Here is a 21,663-nt window from a genome sequence, read left to right on the forward strand (position 1 = left end):
TGTTTTATGTGCGGCCACCGCGAGCCGCCAAACCCAATGGCCGAGTCTTTGCCGCCTACAGTGAACTCTTCTCAGCGGAAACGGAGCTTTTTGGACTGCACCAACAACGACCTCCGACGGGCGGTTGTCGGACGGATCATTCGTCCACGACATCCGGCAATGCTTCCGCGACGACGCTTAAATTGCGGTCGAACGTCTCGGGGTCGGTCGACTGCGGACGGAAGGATTTGGCCTGAGCAAGAATGGCCGCAATCACGGCCTCTTTTTGCGGCGAGATCCTGGTCGACGCCGCCCGGGCGGCCAAAGCCGAAAAGTCGACAGCCTGTGGCGCAACGGGCGCCGCCGGTGCCGACTGGATATGGGGCGCCTCAAGCTCATTCTTTTGCGCGGCGGGCAAGCGACGGCGAGCGACTGGCCGCTCGGCACGTCCGATTTTTGCAGCGAAGGTCGCACCGCGCTGCAGTCGCGACTGTGTGATGCCGGAGCGGTAGCGTGGCCCGACTGGCACGATCGGCTGGACGGGCGGGGAGGGGAGGGGAGCAGCGGCAGCGACTGGTTTGGCGTGCTTTGCGTTCGCCCTTTCCGGGAGCGTCATGAAAGCCCGCTTGGAGAGCTCCCGATCAGCGAAATAGAAATTGCGAGTTGCAAGGATTGCATTCTCGCCGCGTGGCAAAATGACGACCTTGCTGTTGTCCATGGTTCGGATTTGATCCGGACGCATCAGCGGCCGACGCACTTGCTTGCTGTGAACGGAGCGCGTGTAATAGGTGTCGAAAAGCCTGGCCTGAGTCCTGGTGACATCCTTCTGGAATTCGGACGTTTCGCCTATCTGCTCGGAGACGTAGCGCAGATCGTCGGTCTCCTGGGCGCCGAAGAAGATCTGGACTCGGGCAGCGTTGATCAGCGTTTCGCGGCTTTCTTTCCGGTAGATCTCGTCGACCGATTTGAGCGACTGCACGAAAAACCACATCGGCACGCCATGGCCGCCAAGGACGGTGGCCATGTCCGTGACCTTCTCAAGCTTGCCGAGGTTCTGAAATTCATCGAGCAGGACAAGCACCTGGTGCTCGCCGGGGCGTGGCATGGATTCGGACATGAAGTTCATCATCTGCGTGATGAGCACATTGAAAAGCGGGCCGAGCGAAGCCATCTGCTCGCGCCGAAAATCGAGATAGAGCGAGACCCGCTCGCTCTTGAGATTGCGGATGTCGAAGGAGCTGCGCGCAGTGGCCCGCATCAATCGCTCGTTCAGGAAGGGCGCCATGCCGGTGCGCACGCCGGCATAGAGACCAGAAAACTGCTTCTCCGCCATGTCCGCGTAGGGCAGAAGCGTCTGCAGCGTAAAATCGGAGACTTCATGCCGGCGGGCGTCGCGCAGACTCGCCAGGAACTCCAGGATCGGCTCGTCGGCGCCGTTCATGATCTTGAGGATGGTGGCGAAGCTGCGGTCTTCGTCGGCAATATTCGGCGACTCCATGACGTAAGAGGCAATGCCGGTGAAGAGCAGGCGCGCATCGTTGACCCAGTAAGGATCGGCGTTCGCAGGCGGCCGCGGAAAGAGCGCGGCCGCCATGTTGCGCAGGTCGATGTCCCGCTGAGCCGAATCAAGCGAAATGAAGTCCATCGGGTTATAGAAGGCGGTGTTGCCGTCGCGGTCGGCCGGCGCGAAACGGACGACCTGGCTGAAGGTGGCCCGGTGGCCGGCTGTGGCCTCATAGGTCTCGCCGCGCAGATCGAGCACGACAAGCGAATGTGGCCACATCAGCGCGTTGGGGATGATCAGCGCCGCGCCCTTGCCCGACCTTGGCGGTCCGATGACGAAGCCGCCCACGTCATCGCCGTCGATCCATAGTTTCTTGCCGCCGCGAACTCTGGGGCGCGTCAGGCGCAATTTGCCGGTGCGCCGATCGCGGTGCGGAGCAAAGACGTTGACCAGTCTGCCGCCGGCGCGTCCGATGAAGATGCCCCTCGGCTTCAGCAGGCCAGCCCGGCGAACGTCGGCCATCGACATGAATTTCGCGTCGCTGCGCTTGGGCGGCCGCATCAAGAATGCGATCGCGAGCGGCAGGCCGAAGCCGAATAGGGCCGCGGCACCGGCGTATTGAAGTTTCGCGAAGCGTCCAGCTCTCAGGTCCGCCCAGGCGTAGCCGAAGACTGGCCGCGGGTCCGCGTTGATACTATCGAAGAGAAAATGCGAACCGGTCCTGTACCAGTCGGTCGCCGCGTACGCGACCACAAATGCCAAGGCGCCCAGCGCCACGGGCATTAACGCCAGAAAAATCCTGCCGGCGATCTTTTCCATAATGCGCCCTCGTCAGATCGTCTCAGCCTTCGTGAATTTGATTTCGCTGATCGAGCGGCGTCCGCCGTCGCCGCGCACCATCTGCACGACGACCGGGATCACCTCGCGCAGGTAGTCAAGGATCTCGCTGCGAGAGAGCCCGACATTGCTTTGCATGACCATGAGGGCCAGGCGCTCATAGGCCGAGCGGGCGGAATTGGCGTGAACGGTTGTCAGCGAACCAGGATGGCCGGTGTTGATGGCTTGCAGGAAGGAAAATGTCTCGGCACCGCGCAGCTCGCCGAGCAGCAGCCGGTCGGGGCGCATGCGCAGCGAGGCCTCGAGCAGCTGTTGCGGCGTAACCCTGGCAAGGCCCTGGTCGCCTTTCGAGGCAAGCAGCGTCACGGTGTTGCCAGTCGCCGGCTTGAGTTCGCGCGTATCCTCGATGGTTATGATGCGCTCATGAGAGGGAACGACCTTCAGCAACGCATTGAGGAAGGTCGTCTTGCCGGTCGACGTGCCGCCGGAGACAATGAGCGAGATGCGATTGCGCACCGCGTATTGCAGAAATTGCAACGGCGAGGTGTCGTTGAGCATCTTGGCGAGCTGCTTTTCTGCGGCCGAGAGCGCCAGGCCACTGCCCATCTCGGTTTGTTCGAAGGCGCCCATCTTGGCATAGTCGCCAAGGGTCATGTCCATGATGACCTGCTTGCGGATGGAGATCACGCCGCCATCGGGTGCGGCCGGCGGCAGCACGCATTGAAACCGCTCGCCTGACGGCAGCGCGGCCGACAAGACCGGCGTGACCTCGTTGACGACCTGGCTGGTGGCCGAAGCGACGCCGACCGAGACCGAGCGGATCCAGTTTCTGGTGAGCTCGCGTTTGACGACGTGCTCCATCTCCTTTGTACCCAAGCGCTCAATGAAAACTTCGCCGGGTCGGTTGATGGCGATTTCCGAAACCGATTCTTCCTCCATGTAGGGCCAGATCGGTTCCAGTTCGGCGCGCAGGACCGGTGCGCGCGCCCAGGGGTTCGGCACAGGCAGCACATTCATCTGACCGGCGTCCCGTAGGCTGGATAATAGGGATCAGCCCCCGACTTCGGCGCCATGAAGAGCGGCGTCGGATCGACCGGCTTTGCCGGCTTGCCGCCGCGCTTCAGTCGAGCCAGCTCCTCTTCCACCGGATCCGCATAGAGCTCGGAAAAATCCAGATCCCGGCGCACGAAGACGACGATCGGCGTGCCCTGGTCGACGTAGATGGTCGGCGGGATGTTCTGTGTGTCGCGGAACGCCTCTTGTGCCAGCTGCTGCAGCGCCGTCGAGGACTTGTCGAAGGCGATGCTGCGGGCGTCGCGCTGCTGACCGGAGCCGCCATAGGTGGTGGTGACCGTCTGCCCCGTCACGGGGTCAACGGTCGTCACCTGCCGTTGCTGGCTGTCGTTGCCATTGTCGGCGAGGGAGGACAGGTACTCAGAAACGCCGCCCACGACAGAAAGCATGATCGCATTGCCATAGCGTTCGAGCCAATGCGTATCGACGCGGCCGCCGAGACCGCCCCGTCCGAGACGGTCGGCGCCAGGCGAGGCAATGTCGACCGACACGCCGTCGGAACGTATGACGCGGTTCCAGACGATGAAAACACGCTTTTGCCCGCGCGCGATCCCCGAACGATATTCGCCGGTCAGCCGAGAGCCCTTCGGGATCAGAATGCGTCGACCGTCGAGCGAATAGACGTCTTCGCGCGCCACCGCGCGAACCATGCCGGGCAGATCGGTGTTGATGGCGGTCTCCAGAAAGCCGCGGATCATCGTGCCTTCGGGGATCAACGCATCGGTGCGGCGGAAAACCCGCGCCTTCGCCATCGCGTTCGAATGTGTTTCCGATTGCGCGAGGAAAGCTTTGTTCGCATCGTTGTCGGCGCCCGGCACTGGAACAAGCTGACCGTCGGCGGCGATCTGCGCCTGGGCCGGCTGATCGTGCCCGGCGGCCGAGTTTGGTTGCTCGCTCGTAATCATCTGGTTCGACCGCAGGCGCTCCCACATTGCCTTTTGCCGCTCAGCCTCCTCGGCCTTCCTGCGGGCCTCCTCGTCGGCCGCTTGCTTGCGGCGGGCCTCTTCCTCTTCGGCTTTGCGGCGCGCCTGCTCGGCTGCCAATTGGGCTTCGATGGCGCGCCGCTGGGCATCGAGATCGGCGCCCTGCTCAACCGTCTGATCGACATTGTCGGCCTGTTGCTTGTTGGCTTCGCCTTCCGCGGGCGGCGGAACGACGATATGATCGATTGTGTTGTCGGCCGCTTGTGGCGTCTCGGCCATCGCCGGCGGGCGAAATTCAGGCGGGTTGAAATTTTCGCTAGCGTCCGAGGCCGCATCGCGAGAGCGCGGCTCGGGGGGCCAATTGATCCAGATCAGCGCGACCGCAACAATCAACCCTGCGGCGACCATGGCGACTTTTGTGCCTATTCCGGCATAGCGTCTGGCGACGGTCGGACCGCCATCAAGCTCGTTATAGTCGATGTTGCTCATCTATCGTCCCCTCGCGGTCGGGGAGGAGAAGGGGCCGGGACTGACCAGCTTCCTCGGCCCGTAGACGACAGAGACAGGATCCGTCTTCGACGGCCGGGCTCGATTGTAGAGGCAGAGCGTTTTGCCGTCGGCCCTCAGCGTGAATTGCCGGCCGATCTTGTCGACGATCGTGTATTTTCCCTGGGTCCTCTGATTGACCAATGATTCCTGACCTTTTTCGTCGACGACGAAGATGGCCGGGATGTCGCCGGTGAACTCCAGGAACATCTTGGTGCCGTCGTCGAAAGCAACGCGCGGCTTCAGGCTGTCATCCCCGACATAGACGTAATTGTAGTTGAGATCGGCATAGTTGAGGTTCTTGAGATCGGGATCGGCAGCGCTTTGCTGGGCCTGGGCAAGCAAGCGCGCGTCTTGATCCTCATCCGCATATCTGAATCGGACCTGGAAGGAGGCACGGTCGCGATCGCTGTCGGTGGCTTTGAGCAGCAGCGAATAGACGCGCCGGTCGGTGACGACGTTGACATTCGTCCAGGCGCCCCGTTCGAGCGGCTTGATGAACAGAAAGCGCGAGCCGCGTTTGAGCACGATCGACCAGCCTTTCGTGTCGCCGGCCGAAACCGTCTCGATCACCTCGGACGGGCTGAGCTCGATCATCGTGGAGACGCCGAGCGCGGCGTTAACCGTCGTCACACTGTCGTTGTCGAAAGGCACGTAGCGAATGCGATAGTCCCGCGCGGCAGCGCAGCTGGCCGAGCCAAGCAAAATCAGCAGGGACAGGGCGGCCCCAATGTGGGTCTTCATTGCGCGCTCCCGGCCGTTGTCGCCGACTCCTGATCGCGACGGTATTCGATCACCTGGAATCCGAGCGGATTGTCGAAGCGCCATTCGTTTTTTATCGGCGTCGTCGTGTAACGGAATTTCACCACGGCCACCCAGTTGTCGGTCACGGAAGAATTCTCGCGGCGCGTCGTGGTCGAAAACCGCACCGACGCCGTCGTGCTGTTGAGCAGCGACACCGACTTGACGTCAACGGAAACGGTGACGTTGCGCCCATAGAGCTTGTCGAGGGATTGCGCGTTGGACGGCGTGTAAGCCCAAGTCAAATCCCTGGACGCCGTTCCCGTCGAATAAAGCTGCGCCAGATCGTAATTCTGCTTGATCTCGCGCGCGTCATAGGTTTCGCGGGCGCGGATATAGCGGACGAGGTTGGCGGCCGTGACCGCCTCATTCTGCGACAGATCGCCGGGTTTCAGCGCGCGCGCAACCTCGAGATATCCGGTCGTCTTGTCGACCTCGATCACATAGGGCTCGAATTGCTTGAGCGGCAGGATGAGCACGAGCGTCAGTAACGAAAGGCCTGCAACAACACTAGCAGCGCCGCTGACAAGCCAGGCCAGCGTGCGCGAACGTCTCAGAGACCTGTGCGTGTCGTCCTCCCATGTCGCGCCGGCCTGATAGTAGCGACGGTCAACGAGTTTGCCGGTCTCGGCGGGGATGTTTGCCTGCATTTTTGTCACTTTACTTTAGCCTCATTGCCAAACTCCCACTGCGGCGCTCAAGCAGTCAGGCGGTTGCCTGCGCGTCTAGGCCAATGGCCTCGCGTTATCGCGCGCCGCTTGCTGAATGGATGATCGAGCCGCCTCGCTGCTGCGGGATGATCTCAGCCGCTGCCACCGGTTTGCGACAAACCGCGCGCCGGAGTAGCGGGCAACATTGCCAGGCACATTGCCATAGGAGCGGTATGCGCCGACTGTGCTCAGATAGCCGCCGCTATTCAGGATCGAGGCGATCGCCGGGATTTGCATCAGCACATAGATGCCGATGATCGTGACCAGGACGAGCGGCAGGACCATCGACATCTTGTTGTCGACGCTGGCGCCTCCCGATGTGGCAGTGTTCAAGGCCAGATTGACCAGCGAAAAATAAAAGCCCAGGAAGCCGTAGATCAGGATTTGCTGGATGATCAGATAGGTGGTCAGCGAAATGAAGCCCTCGCTCATCCGCGTTGACCACCGATAGAGCCAAAGCACAATCCAGACCGGCGCCAGCGCCAAAGTGATGAACAGCATGATCTTGGCAGCGATGATTGCCGCGATAGCAAGCGCCGAAAAGATGATGGCGGCCAGAAGCACGATGGTGGAAAGCAGCGCGCCGAATATGTCGTAAAATGTGCCGCTGTAGACCTGATTGGCAACATCCTGGGCGCCGCGGTAGAGATTGTCGATCAGGGCCGGGATCGCATCTTGATCCGAGAGCTGGTTGCCGGTGGCGCGCGAGACGGCCCCGACGATGATCTTGCCGATTTCGCTCGGCACCGCCTGCACCAGCTTGTAGATCGTCTCGGAGAACGTGCCCCAGCCATTCAGCAAAAGATAGATGACCACCGCGCGACCGAGGCGGTAGCCGGACTCGATCGGAGAGATCGCCTCGCGGCCGCTGAGGATCGAGTAGCCCCACCAGATGATGTAGACGGTGAGCATGAGCGCGTAGACATCCCCCAGCGCGTAGCCAAGCTGCATGTAGACGCTGGAGACAAAGCCCCGTCCGACGTCATCGATGCCGCCCAGGATGCTTGTCGCCAGCCCGTTCATCCAGCCTCGACAACACGATCGAAGGGCGGCGCGTTGACCGGCTTCAAGGGTCCACAGCTTGCGTTGCCCTCATAAGCCAGCGGCGCGCACGGCGCCTTGAGCTCGCGACCTGGCCCGGCGCAGCCGCCCAGCATGACACTCGCCACCGTTGCGGCGACGATACCGGCCCGCCGCCACCAAGCTGGCATCCATTTCGCTCGGCCCCTCAACGATCAGTTCCCGCTTGTGCCAAAATTTTCGAACGGATTGACTTGCGCCGGCGTCATCAGCTTTTGCACCTGGCTTTGCCGCAACAGCCGGGCCTTCATTTCCTCGTTGAGCGCGGCGACGGCACCATTCTGGACGCCGATGAGCTCGTTGACCGCACGCGCGTTCTCGAGCTGCATGCGCGTGTTCTGATCGACCGAGCCTTTGACATCCTCGGACTGGCCGATCTGGCCGCTGGCCGACTGCAACGACTGCTCGCGTTGCGCGACGCCTTGGGAGGCCTGAGAGGTGAGGGCGCTCAACAGCGACGCGACGTTGACGCTGCCGCCATAGGCTGTGTTGACGGCACTGCTGCCATTGGCGGTGATCTGTTGGAGCTGTTTGACCAGCTGCAGGCCATTGATGACCGCTCCGGCGATCTTCTGGATTTCCGGAGACAGCCCGCCGAAGGAGAGGGCGCCGCCATTGAGGATCGAGCCGAAGCTCGGCGCTTGCGCAATCGACATATTGCCGCCCAAGCCCATTTGGCCGATACCGAGAGAGCCGTTGCGACTTCCCGTCACGGCTTGCAGGATCTGATTGCTCTTTTCGAGGATGTCCTTGTTGGAGCCCATGATCGAATTGGTATTGTCGGCGTTCTGGCGGGCAATGTCCAAATTTGCATTGTCGATGACGGCGATCTGCGCATGAGCGGCGGTCGCCAGAAGTGCCGCCCCTGCTGCGATAGCGATTTTTCTCACATCAGCCTCCTATTCCTGGATTGCTTCGATCGCGCGAGCCGCGCCGGTTGGATCGGCGTTGATCTGCACGGACGGCGTGGTTCCCGAACCGCTCTCGGCGCTCCGGCTGGCACAGGGCAGCCATTGGCTGCGATCGAGGCGCAGCCGTTGCAGCTCGGCCGGGTCGCATGAAAATGGATTTGGGGATCCATCTTGCGGTGGCGTGATGGCCCGCGCGGTCTGCGAGGCTCCGACGTTGTTCAACGACAGGAACTGTCCGAGCAGGGCGGTGAAATCCGAGGCCTGACCGATATATTGGCCGGTGAGGCCGGCATTGAGACTGCGAGCCGACGAGTTGAGCTCCCAGGCGTCCTTGTATTCGCCGACTTGTCCAACGCCGCCGGCAAGCGCGTTGATCTGCGAGGAATTGGCCGTCATCTGGGCGGAGCTGGTGTCGAGGCCGGCCGCGGCCTTGGAGACGGAATCGAGGGCGCCGCTTTGGGCAGCGCCGCCAGGTCCGCTCGACATCACGATGCTGATCGCCGGTGGGGCCGCGGCCGGCGCCTGTCCGCTGGAGACGTAATTCTCGAAGGTGCCGTGCCATCGGCCGACGCCCGACGCCCACTCAGCCTGTTCGGCGGCATTCGAGCCGTTATAGAAACTCGCGAGGCAGCTGTAGTTGCTGGCGCCACATTGTGCGACGCCTTTGCCGAAATATTTGACGCCGCCCTCGACGTTCTGCTCGTTGATGTCGCGATCGAAGCCGAGCTGCCTGCCCGTTCCCTTTGTCAATTGCATCACGCCCTTGACGCCGGTGTGCGAGCCGGCACAGCTGTCGAAGCGGGATTCCTGGTAGGCGACCGACAGCGCAAGGCCCTCCGGAACGCCATATTTTTGCGCATAGTAACGGATGAGCTGTGCGTTTTCGGCGTCGCGGCTCAGCGCCTCGCCAGGGGAGCGGCTGAACATTTGCGACCTGTACTTGTTCGTATAGGTGCAGACGAGGCTCTTTTTCTTCTCCTTCTCGTCCGATTTGGTTTCATCTGATTTTGTGCTGTGCTGCTCGTCCTGCGCGCGCTTATCAAGATTGGAATTGTCGATGACGGCGATCTGGGCCACCGCCGGGAGAGCCGTGATCTGCCCAGGCATGATCGCGGCCGCGGCGATCACGCTGCTAAGCCGCTTCTTCATGCTCGCTCTCCCATCCGCACAGGTAAGGCAGCCACGCTTCCGGCTCTTGTCCGTATATCTCGCGCAGCCGTTCGCATTCCTTGATGCTGGCTTCGTTGGTCGACAGAACCTTGATGAGGTCGGGCATGCCCGACAGGTCGAGTTTGGCCACGATGGAATCGCTGTCGTGCTTGACCAGGAACGTGCGCGTTTCCTTGGGCGTACGGCGCACGAACTCGAACTCCTTCGCCGTCAGCGAGAAGCGCGCCATGTAGGAGTCCTTGCTCGCCTTCGGATTGGGGAAAAAGATGTTGGTTTTCGTCTGCTCGATCAGCGAGGACGAGATCGACGAGTTGACCACATCCTCGGCCGTCTGGGTGCCAAAGCCGACGACACCGTTGCGCCGGCGGATTGTTTTCAGCGTCTCGTTAATGAAGGCGGCAAACACCTCGTCATCGAGCAGCTTCCACCCTTCATCGAGGAACATGAGAAGCGGCGTGCCGTCGATGATCTCTTCGAGCCGATGGAAGATGTAAAGCAGAGCGGCCGAGCGCAATTTTTTATCGGCCAGGATCTTGGTCATGTCGAACCCGACCACCGGCTTCGAGAAATCGACGAGATCAACGGGGTTGTTGAAGAGCCAGCCCTTGTCGCCAGGATCGAGCCACGGTTCAATGCGCGCCGCGAGATCGTTCATCCCCGGCGCCAGCGAGCCGCGCAGCACTTCCGGCAGCAGCTCGAACGTGCGCTGCTGGCGCGGGATCTTGTAGACCTTGTCGACGGCCGTGTTGATCACGCGCATTTCGGCCACGTCGAGCGAACCGTCGTCAGGGGTGAGGATGTAGCGCAGCAGCCCCTCGAGAAACGTGCGGTTTTCTGCCGTGTCGTCCAGCTGGAGCGGCGCAAAGCCGGTGGCCTGCATCGGCTCCATGACTTCGTAGCGGCCGCCGAGCGCGCGAATAAAGAGCTCGGCGCCTCGCATATAATCGAAGTACACGCAGCGGGGCCGAGGCGTGATGCGCATTGCCTGCGCCATCAGGAATGACAGCACGACCGTCTTGCCCGAACCGGTCGGACCGAAAACCGTGAAATGGCCGACGTCGTGGACGTGAAAGTTGAAATAATAGGCTGTCTGGCTGGTCGTCTCGAGGAGCGCGATCGGCCGCTTCCAGTGCAGTCCCTCACGCTGGCCCGAGGGAAAATTGTGGCCCGAGAACAGCCCGGCAAAGTTCAGCGACGAGATCAGGGCGCGGCGCGCAATGTAGCTGAAATTGCCGGGCAACTGTGCCCAAAACGCAAGTTCGGTGTTGAGCGTTTCTCGCACCGGGACGATCGACATGCGCGACAGTTCGGCGGTGATGTCGGACAAGGAGCGGTTGAGCCCTTGGACGTCGGCAGCCAGCGCCATCACCGTCATGTGGTGCTGCCCGAAAATGACCTCGCCACCGGCGAGCTTGTCAGCGCCGGCGTGCACGGAATCCTCGACCGTGGTTCCGGCCTCATCCGAACCGCTGACCTGGTTCGAGATGGTGTTGATGCGGCGCATGGCCGTCACGCGATCTTCAATCGCAAACGACTGCGTCAGGATAAATTCATGCGGCAGCCGCAACAGGCCATCGAGCGAGCCGGGTGCGGTGAAGGGCGGGTATTCCTTGATCGACACCATGGCTCCAATCTTGCTGGTCTGCGCCCCCCTGATCTCCAGAGCGGATTTGCCGAAGAAGATTTGCCGCGTCGCACAGGCCCTCGCCAAGCTCATGCGCGGCAGCGGCATTTCGACGTCCGCGCCGCCGGCAAGGATCTTGGCAATGAATTCGGCAGGTTCGGAAAACACGCTGTCGCGTCGCGTCACCACGCCCAGGAGCCGCGCGCCATAGGCGGAAAAGTCCTTGGTGACGCCATTGAGGACATCGTGCAATTCGGCCATCGCCTCTTCACGAGTCTCTTCGCCGGCCGTGCTGATGCGGAACGCGTTGAGCGCCTTGTCGACCCAGCCGACGCGCCCGACCATCGGGCGGCGGATGAGAGTCAGAAAAGCCTCGTTGACGAACAGGTTCTTCGAGCCCAACTCGTCCATGTAGCGGGCATCGAGCTCCGCCACGAAAGGGTTTTCGAAATCTCCTTCGATCTCTGGCGTCACATGACGCCGAATGATGGTCGCATAGGCGGCAAAGCGGGACGTGGAGAGGTTGCGGAATGTCGTGTTGCGATTGAACATGCGGTTGTTGAGCTCTGCCTGATCCATTGTCTGGAAGGGCAGGCCGCTAAGCTGAATGACTCCGAGCAGAAAGCCGCTTTTCGTGACGACCAGGTTGTCGTCGACATGGCGCAAATATGGGACATGGCCCTCAACAGGCTTTTCCCGTCTGCGGGCTTTGGCGAATTTCAGGTCGGCATTCACGGTCACGGTGAATAGCTCCTCGCACCCCAAAAGCCTGAGTTTGCGACCGCGCCCCGCTTCGACAGTCGTCGTTCGACTATGTGGAAGATGTATGGGTCGCGCTGGCACAGATAGGCGCTGATTAGATGGGTCGCGCTGAATAGGCCGAGGCCGAGCGTGAAGCTGCTGGTCGCGATGAATCCGATGACGGCAGCCATGCCGTTAAGCGCGAACACCTCGTAGCGCACACCCCATTTCATCGGCGGGCGCGTCAGAGGCAGGCTGACCGGCTCGACATAGACCTCTTCGTCCTCCATCGGTCACGCGCCTCCAGCGGTGGACCGGATGGAATCGACCAGAGCTGCGGCGCCAAAGACCAGAGCGATGCCGATGATGATGGAAAGCGCCATCATCCACACCAGCCTGCCGGTCATGGCAAGGAAGCCGAGAAAGCAAACCGCTATGATCCCGAAAGATCGAGCAATGCTGCCCTGCAGGACACCGACGAACCATTCCAGCACGCCCTCGACGGGGGCCGCCGACTGCGCGTATGCGCTGGCCGGCGCGAGCGCCATTCCGATCGCCGCGGCGGCCATAAACTGCAGGGCGAATTTGCCCGTCTTTTTATAATCCATCGTCGTCTTACCTTTCAGTTGCCAAAATCGATGACGTGACCATCTTGCCAGGCGACGCCACCGGCCGCGCCGGTCGCGGCTGCGCGATGATCGTCAACAGGGTTGGGAAGGGGAGCCTTGATCAGCTTGCCGAGCTTCCAGCGATTGAGCACCTTGACCACGTATTTCGTGGTCTCGTCGTTCACCGGGATGCCGTTGGCTTTGTAGACGTTCTCTTCGCCTGCATTGTAGGCCGCCAGCATCAGCAGCGGATCATGGAACTCGTCATAAAGCGCCTTCAGATAGCGGACGCCAGCACGGATATTGGCTTTCGCGTCGCATCTGTCAGCCACACCAAGGCGCGAGGCTGTCGCCGGCATGAGCTGCATGATGCCGAGAGCGCCCGCGCGGGACGGCCCTTGATTGCCGCCCATGTCGCTTTCTGCCCAGGCAACCGCCTCGCTCAGATCGGGATCGAAGCCCTCTTCTTCGGCGATCTGGCGCACCAAGGCCGCGGCGCGCCCGCGATTCGTCGGCGCACACCCGCCGCCAACCGTCGGTCCGTGATCAGCATCGGAAACGGTCGAAACTGCCGGGCGGGCCGGCAGTGCAAACGCCGCCGCGATGCGCGTCGAGGTCGTGTTATCCGCATATGCGCCGAATGGCGCCATGACGGCTGAGAGAGAAAGCGCAAGCGCGATCCGGTTTTTCATTGCGCTACCGATTTTGACATTTTACTATGGGTACATGGAGCCAAAGTAAAGTGTCAATACGAGAAGCAGAGTCGAGGCCATTTTTCCGATGAAGCAGTTTTTCTTCCTTGCGGCATTGCTGCTCCACAGCACCGTCCTAGGCGCCGCCGATCTGGGCACGAACGAGCCGCATCCGTTCGAGCAGCCGTCGACCGCGTATCTGCAGAAGTTCGCCAAACCTGGCGAAAAGACCTTCGTCTACGAGCGCTACGACGCACGCGGAGGCCTTTTTCAGCGCGACGTAACAGCGCTAGCCAAGCCGGTGGAGATCAGGTCCGCGACCGAACGCGTCATCAACGGCGTCACCTATAGGCTGCGGGGCCTCGCGGCCTGTCCGAAGCCCAAGATCACCTACAAGGCTGAGGAGTGGGATTGCACGAAGGCCGTGCGGGACTACGACGACGCTGTCTATAACACCCGCGCATCCGTCGTGTTGTGCAAGACGCTGGTCCTCAAAAGCCAGCCCGGCGTTCCGGACGCGGTTTCATGCTTTGCGCTCGTCGGAGCTGGCAATGCCAACGACCTTTATTCGGTCGCTTATGACGACGATTCCATGGTCTTCTTCGACATGGCCGCGATCGGCCGCAACAAGGACGGCAAGTCCCTGCGGCCGGATCTCGAACATGCCTTAGATCTCGGCAAGCAGTTCCAGACCGATGAAGCGAACTAGCCTCGCCGCTTTTATAATACTCGCGAGTGCTCACGCCGTAAGCGCCGAAGTCGCCGCGCCAGCAAACGCGACAGCCGCTCCCTTTCGAGTGTCAAAAAGTGTCGAGCTGCTGACTGGAGATACTTGGCGCGACCGCGGCAAGCTCTATCGGCTTTATGGCGTGCAATCATGCTTGCGGGGCACGATCGCCCTTGATGCCAATGGCAAGGAGCTCGATTGCGGCGACGTCTCGCTCGCCCACCTGGCCGCGCTTTTTTCGACGGCGGCCGTAACTTGTCAGCCCATCGCCTTGGCCCTGGACAATGCGACTTTTGTCGTGTGCGGGGCGAAACTCGACGGCAATACGATCGACCTTGGGACCGCCCTCATCGCGGCCGGCTACGCGTTCGCCGCCACCGACGTGAAAGGCAACGCCGTTAGCGGCAACTACCTCGTGGCCGAGGTCAACGCGAAGATGAAAGCTGATGGTCTTTGGGCGACGAAGTTTGAACACCCCATCGAACTTCTGCTGAGACGGGCAGGGGAGCGCAAGCAATGAACCACGAGGATCAATCGAGCCGCTACTACTACCCTGTCGAGGGCCGCACGGACGGTGCAATAGCCGGCGCGTTCGCATTCATCGCCATCATCGCGGTGCCGGCGCTGACCTATGCCGCATGGCACGCGTTCGCGTCTTGGATGTCTGCCCTCTTTTCTTAGATTTGAAAGTCCACGAAAGATCGCAGCAGCTCATGCAAGTCATCCGCATCCACGTCGCACCAACCGTCGTTCATGAGCCGCGCGAAATATTCGGCCTTCATTTTCAGCTCGCCGAAATCGGCCACCGGCGCCATCGCTGCCTGACGCCGAATCACCGTCTCGTTCTTCATCGCAGCGTCAAGCCGCGGACCGATCAGCTCCGCCTCGGCCTCTTCGGCGTGCATCAAACGTTTCCCGATACACTCCACCTCTGACATGGCGCGGCGGTGCGCCGCGATCAGATCCGCGACTGCGTCCGTCTCCTGCGCTTCTTTGTTGCTGCACGCCAGTTCAACAGCCATTTTCCTGCTCCCCGCCCGCTCGCCCGTTGCATCGAGTTGATAAACAGTTGATTAGCGACGATGGCACGATAGGATACGAAGACTAGCGAAACGAAGCGAAACCAGAGCCTGTAAGTAGTTGTTCAAGAACGGAAAGTTATTTCTCCCCCCTCCAAGAGACGGGAGCGATTTCAAAGAATTATTCAAACGATTAGCCGCTGCGGGTGCGGGTCGGCCATTGGCCAAAGATGGATTTCCTGCAGGCCCATGGACGCCCGAGCTTCTTGCAGAAGCGATTTCGCAAATTGATTCCAACCGGATTGGAGTCGATCTGCGAACAGTGCAGCTTTGGTTTCAAGAGAACGAGAAGGGAATTAGCGCTGCCAACATCCGTTGGCTGGCGAGGGTTTTTGGGTGCGATGACCCGGTGGCAACCAGCGAATGGCAGATGGAGCTTAGTGCGGCGCAATCGCGGTTATCGGCCAAGAGACGAGAATGGAAGAGAGCCGGAAGCAGCGTTGCACAGAAGATTCCAGATACAGCACGGGCTGCGAGCCTTGATGACGACACAGCGTCTCCGGCAGAGCTAATACGGGATACTAACGCCAAGGGGCCGAGGCGGCGTCTTAGCTTGGCGAGGAAATCGGAGGCGTTTTTTAGTCACGGATCTCCCCTGAATTTACCGGCGTCGGTGTTTGCGGGTATCACCGCTCTTGGGTTTTTGTCGTATATTACCGGGATTCACAGCGTGACATATGGCCGGGCGGATGGCGTCGTCAAGCAGGTTGGGTTTCTTTGGACGGCGAATTGGACATTCGTCTTCATGGTTTTTTTGCCACTGTTTTTTGCCTTCGTGACCGAGCTAGTGACCTTTTGGAAATATGAAGGCCGTCCAAAGCTTCTGGGGAATGGCAATAAGATAGAAAGCGACGATGCCTGGGCGCGCAGCGTAGAAGCTTCTTCGTATTCATATTGGGCGGTTTTTTTGATTTGTGTGCTGTTCGCCGGCCTTTTTCAGTGGCTCGGCGTGTGTTTGATCCCATTGATGAAAGGGGGTGGCAACTATGCGACGGATTGGGGCTCGTTAGCGATTGTGCGCCCTGAGGTCATATCTGTGCCAGAAGCGGTCGTGTTCACGGGCCTCGCTTATCTATACATGTGCCTCTGTTTTTATCTGTTCTTCGTAGGTCTCATTTTGCTTTACACGGTGATCCATGATCTTTGGAGAATTGGAGAAGCACCGAGTAATCGGCCAGACAAGGATTATCAACACGAGCTCGATGAAGCCAGCCTCAGGGTTATGCGTGGGATTTTTCGGTGTACTGTTTTGGGGATTCTGATCGCCATAGTCATGAAAGTCCAGAGTGCCTACCTCACATCGCGTGGAGAGAATATTGTGGCTTGGTTGGTCGGCGATATGTCTTCCGCCTTCTATGGGCGGAATGATGTGAGCACAGCGGTCAGCTATCGTAGGCCGACCCATTACAGTAGCCTTCTTACCGCTGTTTCGACCTGTGTTGTATTTCTGTACGGCTCCATCCGTTTAGGTGTCGAACGTCGGTTTTGTATCCCTTTTTGGGGGATGTCAGCGATCGTAGCGTTACTTTTGGCTGGCTACTTGCTGATCGATGCATTCGCTGGCTTTTCGATCCTTCTGGCGGTTGGAGTGCTGCTCGCAATATACGGCCTATTTGATCCAGGGTTGGGGCGATGGAGAGCGAGAAGTTAGGAAACAATCAGAGTGTGTCATAGTTGGCTTGATCATTGGGATGAGCGGCGTGCGCGACGCGGTGAGGTAGGGAAGAAGACAACGGATTTCATCCTTGACGCGGACCGCGCCTTTCCGGGCGCGGGGAAGAGTGCAAGCATCGAGGAGTTTTGTGTCCTTGCCCACCAGGCCGTGGCTGATCCAGCCTTTTTCGATGAGCCGAGTGAGAGCGATGAGCGTTTTGAATGGAAAGATGGGTGGCTAAAATTTCCGTCGGACATTGCGACTGATATCGCGCAGAACAATGTTGTGTGGGCGAAAGTCACAGAAAGCGGGTCGTTCGATCGGGCGATGGTGATCTTTCACCATTGGAATGCAAGCGCGCGGAACCGTCGGATTGCCAGTTTTTTCTCGCGGCGTGGTATCACCGTTGTCGAGATTGCCATGCCCTATCACTTCGAGCGCAGCCGTCTTGGCTCCGTCCACGCCGATTATATGCTTAGCCCCAATCTCGGGCGAACGATCCAGTCCATAAGGCAGGCAGTATTGGATGGGCGAAAGCTCATACGTTGGTTGAAAAGCGAAGGCTATAGAGAGATTTCGGTTCTTGGTATGAGCTTAGGGTCCTGGGTCGCGGGGTTGATTGCTGCGCGCGACCAGGCCGTGTCAAAAGCCTCGCTGTTCCTGACGGCGGGGAGTCTAGCGGACATGGTCTGGACGGGCCGCGCGACACGATCGATACGCGATAGCCTTGAGCCTGAGATTGAGCTGACCGATCTCAGAAGGGCCTGGGACCCACTTAACTTGGAGAATTACGCACATAGTCTGGCACGGCCTGATCTCGATCTCCACGTCGTGTTGGCCAAGAGAGACAAAGTGGTGTTGCCGGCGCTCTCGGCGAGGTTCATGCAGAGGCTTGAGAACGCCGGAGCCAGGCCAACTATTTTGGCATTGAACTGTGGTCACTATTCGCTTGCCATGCCGCCTTACATTTTGTTGGCTGGTTTGAGCTTGAAATGGTTTCTGTCGTGTTCGGACAACTCTGCCATGGGTTGGCGGCGGAAGCGGTAGTTTCCTCGTGCGGCGCACTGACTTGGCGATCGCGTTGATTATGGCGTCGTGGTCGCAGCTTTCGGGATCAAATTTGCGGCCGGTCCACCGGCGCATGGTCCTTGTGTTCGTCGTGGCGGGGATTGCGCCATGCTTCCAGGAACTCGGCATAGCCGTGCGGACCGCCGACGTCCTCTGGTGGCCCTGACCGGTCAGCTGCAACGCAGCGCGGATAATTGACGCCTGCCTCGCGCTGATGGCGCTCCAGACGGAGCAGATGGCGCCAGTTGTCGCCGAAATCGTACTCATAGAAGATCGTGATGGGCTGTTCGTCGGGATCGTAGGAAAAAAATCGAAATCGACCATCCGCAACTCGGTTGCTTCGAAGATGCGATTGGCGGAGAAACCGTCGTCGAACTCCGGCGCGCCATAGATGATGCCGCCGATGTTGAACTGGTGCAAATGGCTATCGGTCCAACCAAGGAGGCCTGGAGCACCTCGTGGAGTTGGGCAAGGTTGATCGCCATCGGCAGCTCGAGGGTGCGGCTAATCCTCGGCTCAATTCCTATAATGTGGGCCTCTGCGCGTACGATGTAATGCAGTTTCGGCACCGTAGTCGTACGCGTCGAACAGTCCCTTCACAAGATCGAGCCAGTGATAGTTCTTGATGGTCGGATCGATCGACTTGGGCGGGATCCGGACGGTGTTGCTGATTGCGACATGCAGGCCGCGCTCCAGTTGCTTCGCAACCGACCCGAAAGGTACGGCGAATGCGATGAACCTATTCTCCGACTGGCGTGGGTCACGGCTAAAGGTGGGCGGACCACCTCGCGTGCAGATCATTTCGACATAGGCGGACTTATGCCCGGACAGCGCCACACAGGTCGACAGGATATTTTCGATCTCATTGCGGTTGTAAGGAAGCTTCATGCGGAGCTTTTCCATTCCGCGGAAGAACCGGTCTACGTGCAGGTCCAGCCTGAAGAACCGCCCGTCCCATAAATGAACGGTATCGTAGGTGGCATCGGAATGCAGAAAGCCCCAGTCCAGGACAGACACCTTGGCTTCGGACATCGGCAGGTACTGACCGTCCATGAAGGCTACGCCATGAGGATAATGTCGTTGATCCCGGTGCTTTTGCTCTATGGCTGGGAGAGCCGTCGCAGGTTCGGCTGCAGCAAGTGTCATTCCTGAGTCCTCCAAATCTTGCAACCAAGCGCTCCGCACGCCCGGTTTCGATTGCTGCTGCGAAACCGCCCAGCGGTTCCACATCTCAGCAATTCAAATCTTGGCGCACCTCGGATCGCCAGCACGCCGCGCGTGCCAGATGTCGTCAGCGCGATCGTTTGCCGCTTGAGCGGGGCCATAAGCTTTGTGGCCGGCCGCCGATCGCACGATGCTCCAATTAAATCGCAGACTTCGATGCGCTGATTGCGATCAAAGTGGCACCCCGGCCGCAATGCACGCTTCAAAAACGGGACGGCAGTGGGGGAAATGCACAGCCTTAGATGCGGCTACACGAGCACTCGGGGTTCAAACTTCACACGGTCCAGCGCAATCATGCTCTTGAATTTGCGAACATTAGGATTTGTGTAGAGTTTGGTCTTTACAAAAACGTCAAAGGCCTCGACGTCCTCCACTGCTACAATAAGAACGAAGTCAGCATCACCTGTCACCATGTAACATTGGGTGACCTCTTTGGCCGCCCTCATTGCTCGCTTGAAGTCGTCAACTAGGTCTAAGCGCTCGCGATCAAGTTCCACCGTTACCACCACGGTCAGTGACTTCCCGAGCGCTTTGTAATCAACCAGGGAGATATCACTGATGATAATGCCGTCGGCGCGCAACTTATTCACGCGGCGCATGCACGAGGCGGCAGAGGAACCCACGAGATCCGCCAGCTCGGCGAACGACAACCTGTTGTTCTTTTGCAGTGCGCCGAGTATCCGCCGGTCAAGGTCGTCTATCATGTCAATACCCTTGATGCGGAACCGCTATTACGCAAAGCGATCCGAAACGCTCGTTGCAAGATTGAACTTTCAAGGACGCTACCCCTTACAAAAGGCAACATTATTGCAATCGCCGCGCGTATGCGACGGTTTCGTTTCAGCCGGACGCAAGTTTTGCACTAACCATTCCAGACATTTAGGGCAGATTCTGCAGCGGTTAGCAACCACGGCCCTATGATGGCCGCGAGACGTCGATGAAGGGGTCAGCATGCACTCAGTCGACAAGTTTTATCACCTGGCTGACGAGGTCGCAGGCTGGCGCCGGCATCTTCATCAAAAGCCTGAGCTCGACTTTGCTGTGCACGAGACGGCACGGTTTGTTGCGGACAAGCTGGCCTCGTTTGGAGTCAACCACATCGAAACGGGGATAGCCGGCACAGTTACGGCGGTCGAAACCATGCGCCGCTACATGCCAAACCGTTACCTCTGGACAATATAGCGGCGTGCGCCAACATGTCGCCACGGCAGTTGTATCGACAATTCGAAGCGGAATTTGGCGTCTCCCCAGGTAAATTCTATACCGCCATACGCCTGCAAAAGGCTCAGTCACTGCTGTTGAACACGCGATTTCCGATCTCCCAAATCGTTGCCAAGATTCTGCGAAAATGGTTCGAGCTGATGATCGCCGCCAAAGAGGATCTGGCGCTGCTGATGACGCTCGAACAGGGCAAACCGCTCAAGGAGTCGCTCGGCGAGATCAACTATGCCGCGTCCTTCGTCGAGTGGTACGCCGAGGAAGCCAAGCGTCTGAACGCCGAGAGTGTGACCAGCCATCTGCCGAACGCGGAAATGATGGTGCGGCGCGTGAGCCGCTCGGTGTCGTCGGCGTCGTGACACCGTGGAATTTCCCGTCGGCGATGCTGACCCGCAAGGCGGCTGCCGCACTAGCGGCTGGTTGCACCATCGTTGCGCATCCCTCCTTGGAAACGCCGCTGTCGTCACTGGCGCTGGTCGAGCGCTGACCTGCCACTGAACTGTCATCCAGTAGCGATTAGAGCCTGGCCGTTTCTGTTACGCCTCTTGGCGCGGGTTGAGCAACCGGCGGAGGCGCGGAGCCTTCGATCAGCGCAGCGTCGGAGCCGGTTGCGGTGATGACCTCGGCATAGGCCGCCGGGGTCTGGTAGCCGAGCGAGGAATGCGGCCTTGCGGTGTTGAAGTCCTCCCTCCATTCGGCGATGGCGCTGCGGGCGTGGTCGAGGCCGAAGAACAGGCTCTCGTTCAACAGCTCGTCGCGCATCCGGCCGTTGAAACTCTCGACGTACCCATTCTGCATCGGCTTGCCTGGCGCGATGTAGTGCCATTCGATCCTGTAATCCTTCGACCAGGCGAGGATGGCGTTCGAGGTGAACTCGGTGCCGTGGTCGGAGACGATCATGCCCGGCTTGCCGCGGTGGGCGATCAGTTCCGCCAGTTCGCGGGCAACCCGACGGCCGGAGATCGAGGTGTCCGGGATCGCCGCCAGGCATTCGCGCGTCACGTCGTCGACGATGTTGAGCACGCGGAACCTCCGGCCGCAGGCGAACTGGTCATGCACGAAATCCAGCGACCAGCGCGCGTTTGGCTTTGCTTCGACCAGGATCGGCGCCCGCGTGCCGACCGCTCGCCGCCTTGCCCGGCGCTTGCGCACCGTCAGCCCCTCCTCGCGGTAGAGCCGATAGATGCGGTTGACCCCAGATGCCTCGCCCTCGCGCCTGAGCAGGATGAACAGCCGCCGGTAGCCAAAGCGTCGGCGCTCGTTGGCGAGGTCACGCAACCTGCCGCGCAACTCTGTCTCGGGCGGATGCCGGGACTGGTAGCGGATCATCTTGCGATCAGCGCCCACAAAGGAACAGGCCCGACGCTCCGACAGGCCCATGACGGCCTGCAGATGCGTGACGGCTTCGCGCTTAACAATCGGAGCATTGGGAGCCACCGCGCTACTGGCGGCCGTCGGCACCGGATGCAAAGTTCCAGAAGGCTCGCGACCTG

20 protein-coding genes and 5 pseudogenes are annotated in these 21,663 nt (G+C 60.1%); 7 read left to right on the plus strand and 18 right to left on the minus strand.

Going from position 1 to position 21,663, the window contains the following annotated elements; translation table 11 throughout:
- Positions 1-136: 136 nt before the first annotated feature.
- The 13 genes from AC0L2U_RS32180 to AC0L2U_RS32240 all read right to left on the minus strand — a co-directional run bounded on the left by AC0L2U_RS32180 (position 137) and on the right by AC0L2U_RS32240 (position 13,200).
- Positions 137-2,302, minus strand: coding sequence for a type IV secretory system conjugative DNA transfer family protein (locus AC0L2U_RS32180; protein WP_473603357.1), 2,166 nt, complete (start codon positions 2,300-2,302; stop codon positions 137-139).
- A gap of 12 nt (positions 2,303-2,314) precedes the next feature.
- Positions 2,315-3,337, minus strand: a complete 1,023-nt coding sequence (gene virB11 / locus AC0L2U_RS32185; protein WP_473603358.1) for a P-type DNA transfer ATPase VirB11 — start codon at positions 3,335-3,337, stop codon at positions 2,315-2,317.
- Positions 3,334-4,806, minus strand: coding sequence for a type IV secretion system protein VirB10 (virB10, locus tag AC0L2U_RS32190; protein WP_473603359.1), 1,473 nt, complete (start codon positions 4,804-4,806; stop codon positions 3,334-3,336). Before virB10 ends, virB11 begins: the two co-directional genes overlap by 4 nt.
- Positions 4,807-5,607 carry a TrbG/VirB9 family P-type conjugative transfer protein gene (locus AC0L2U_RS32195; RefSeq protein WP_473603361.1) on the minus strand — a complete coding sequence of 267 codons (801 nt, stop codon included), beginning with the start codon at positions 5,605-5,607 and terminating at the stop codon, positions 4,807-4,809.
- Positions 5,604-6,314 (minus strand): VirB8 family type IV secretion system protein, encoded by a 711-nt coding sequence (locus AC0L2U_RS32200; protein WP_473603362.1) that lies wholly within the window; start codon positions 6,312-6,314, stop codon positions 5,604-5,606. Before AC0L2U_RS32200 ends, AC0L2U_RS32195 begins: the two co-directional genes overlap by 4 nt.
- 75 nt (positions 6,315-6,389) lie before the next feature.
- Positions 6,390-7,397 carry a TrbL/VirB6 family protein gene (locus tag AC0L2U_RS32205; RefSeq protein ID WP_473603364.1) on the minus strand — a complete coding sequence of 336 codons (1,008 nt, stop codon included), beginning with the start codon at positions 7,395-7,397 and terminating at the stop codon, positions 6,390-6,392.
- The gene (locus AC0L2U_RS32210) at positions 7,394-7,585 is read right to left on the minus strand and encodes a hypothetical protein (protein WP_473603365.1); all 192 of its coding nucleotides are present in this window, start codon (positions 7,583-7,585) and stop codon (positions 7,394-7,396) included. The genes AC0L2U_RS32205 and AC0L2U_RS32210 overlap by 4 nt, the downstream gene beginning before the upstream one ends.
- Before the next feature lie 24 nt (positions 7,586-7,609).
- Positions 7,610-8,344 carry a type IV secretion system protein gene (locus AC0L2U_RS32215; protein ID WP_473603366.1) on the minus strand — a complete coding sequence of 245 codons (735 nt, stop codon included), beginning with the start codon at positions 8,342-8,344 and terminating at the stop codon, positions 7,610-7,612.
- Positions 8,345-8,353: 9 nt separating this feature from the next.
- Positions 8,354-9,514: a transglycosylase SLT domain-containing protein gene (locus tag AC0L2U_RS32220; RefSeq protein WP_473603368.1), complete on the minus strand. Its 1,161-nt coding sequence runs from the start codon at positions 9,512-9,514 to the stop codon at positions 8,354-8,356.
- Positions 9,498-11,900 carry a VirB4 family type IV secretion/conjugal transfer ATPase gene (locus AC0L2U_RS32225; protein ID WP_473603369.1) on the minus strand — a complete coding sequence of 801 codons (2,403 nt, stop codon included), beginning with the start codon at positions 11,898-11,900 and terminating at the stop codon, positions 9,498-9,500. Before AC0L2U_RS32225 ends, AC0L2U_RS32220 begins: the two co-directional genes overlap by 17 nt.
- Entirely contained in the window at positions 11,897-12,190 is a 294-nt protein-coding gene (locus AC0L2U_RS32230) for a VirB3 family type IV secretion system protein (RefSeq protein ID WP_066991233.1), read from the minus strand. Before AC0L2U_RS32230 ends, AC0L2U_RS32225 begins: the two co-directional genes overlap by 4 nt.
- Positions 12,191-12,193: 3 nt before the next feature.
- Positions 12,194-12,508, minus strand: a complete 315-nt coding sequence (locus AC0L2U_RS32235; protein WP_473564911.1) for a TrbC/VirB2 family type IV secretion system protein — start codon at positions 12,506-12,508, stop codon at positions 12,194-12,196.
- Between the two features lie 14 nt (positions 12,509-12,522).
- A complete protein-coding gene (locus AC0L2U_RS32240) occupies positions 12,523-13,200 on the minus strand; it encodes a lytic transglycosylase domain-containing protein (protein ID WP_473603370.1) in 678 nt (225 codons plus the stop codon).
- Positions 13,201-13,288: 88 nt separating this feature from the next.
- On the opposite strand from AC0L2U_RS32240, the gene AC0L2U_RS32245 reads away from it, so the two are divergent.
- From AC0L2U_RS32245 to AC0L2U_RS32255, 3 genes are read left to right on the plus strand one after another with little or no spacing between them, the layout of a single operon-like run.
- Entirely contained in the window at positions 13,289-13,909 is a 621-nt protein-coding gene (locus AC0L2U_RS32245; protein ID WP_473603372.1) for a cystatin family protein, read from the plus strand.
- Complete coding sequence (locus AC0L2U_RS32250; protein ID WP_473603373.1) at positions 13,896-14,447, plus strand: thermonuclease family protein; 552 nt, start codon at positions 13,896-13,898, stop codon at positions 14,445-14,447. Before AC0L2U_RS32245 ends, AC0L2U_RS32250 begins: the two co-directional genes overlap by 14 nt.
- Positions 14,444-14,608, plus strand: a complete 165-nt coding sequence (locus AC0L2U_RS32255) for a hypothetical protein (RefSeq protein WP_167697625.1) — start codon at positions 14,444-14,446, stop codon at positions 14,606-14,608. Before AC0L2U_RS32250 ends, AC0L2U_RS32255 begins: the two co-directional genes overlap by 4 nt.
- On the opposite strand, the gene AC0L2U_RS32260 is transcribed toward AC0L2U_RS32255, so the two are convergent.
- Positions 14,605-14,949, minus strand: a complete 345-nt coding sequence (locus AC0L2U_RS32260; RefSeq protein ID WP_473603374.1) for a hypothetical protein — start codon at positions 14,947-14,949, stop codon at positions 14,605-14,607. The two genes, AC0L2U_RS32255 and AC0L2U_RS32260, sit on opposite strands and share 4 nt — an antisense overlap.
- A gap of 118 nt (positions 14,950-15,067) precedes the next feature.
- On the opposite strand from AC0L2U_RS32260, the gene AC0L2U_RS32265 reads away from it, so the two are divergent.
- Entirely contained in the window at positions 15,068-16,657 is a 1,590-nt protein-coding gene (locus AC0L2U_RS32265; protein WP_473603376.1) for an RcgA family putative transporter, read from the plus strand.
- 12 nt (positions 16,658-16,669) lie between these two features.
- Positions 16,670-17,707 carry an RcgR family putative quorum lactone hydrolase gene (locus tag AC0L2U_RS32270; RefSeq protein WP_473603377.1) on the plus strand — a complete coding sequence of 346 codons (1,038 nt, stop codon included), beginning with the start codon at positions 16,670-16,672 and terminating at the stop codon, positions 17,705-17,707.
- On the opposite strand, the pseudogene AC0L2U_RS32275 reads toward AC0L2U_RS32270, so the two are convergent.
- The 3 genes and pseudogenes from AC0L2U_RS32275 to AC0L2U_RS32285 all read right to left on the minus strand — a co-directional run bounded on the left by AC0L2U_RS32275 (position 17,623) and on the right by AC0L2U_RS32285 (position 19,656).
- A pseudogene (locus AC0L2U_RS32275) lies at positions 17,623-18,297 on the minus strand (plasmid pRiA4b ORF-3 family protein). The gene AC0L2U_RS32270 and the pseudogene AC0L2U_RS32275 sit on opposite strands and share 85 nt — an antisense overlap.
- Positions 18,281-18,874 (minus strand): annotated as a pseudogene (locus tag AC0L2U_RS32280) (aminotransferase class IV); the annotation flags it as partial. The pseudogenes AC0L2U_RS32280 and AC0L2U_RS32275, both read right to left, overlap by 17 nt.
- 326 nt (positions 18,875-19,200) lie before the next feature.
- Positions 19,201-19,656 carry an Lrp/AsnC family transcriptional regulator gene (locus tag AC0L2U_RS32285; protein WP_473603379.1) on the minus strand — a complete coding sequence of 152 codons (456 nt, stop codon included), beginning with the start codon at positions 19,654-19,656 and terminating at the stop codon, positions 19,201-19,203.
- 247 nt (positions 19,657-19,903) lie between these two features.
- Here AC0L2U_RS32285 and AC0L2U_RS32290 point away from each other — a divergent pair.
- A pseudogene (locus tag AC0L2U_RS32290) lies at positions 19,904-20,074 on the plus strand (amidohydrolase); the annotation flags it as partial.
- Positions 20,075-20,148: 74 nt separating this feature from the next.
- Positions 20,149-20,657 (plus strand): annotated as a pseudogene (locus tag AC0L2U_RS32295) (aldehyde dehydrogenase family protein).
- Positions 20,658-20,672: 15 nt separating this feature from the next.
- On the opposite strand, the pseudogene AC0L2U_RS32300 reads toward AC0L2U_RS32295, so the two are convergent.
- Positions 20,673-21,592: pseudogene (locus tag AC0L2U_RS32300) on the minus strand (IS3 family transposase); the annotation flags it as partial.
- Positions 21,593-21,663 lie beyond the last annotated feature (71 nt).

It is taken from the genome of Mesorhizobium sp. WSM4808 (genome assembly GCF_055811675.1).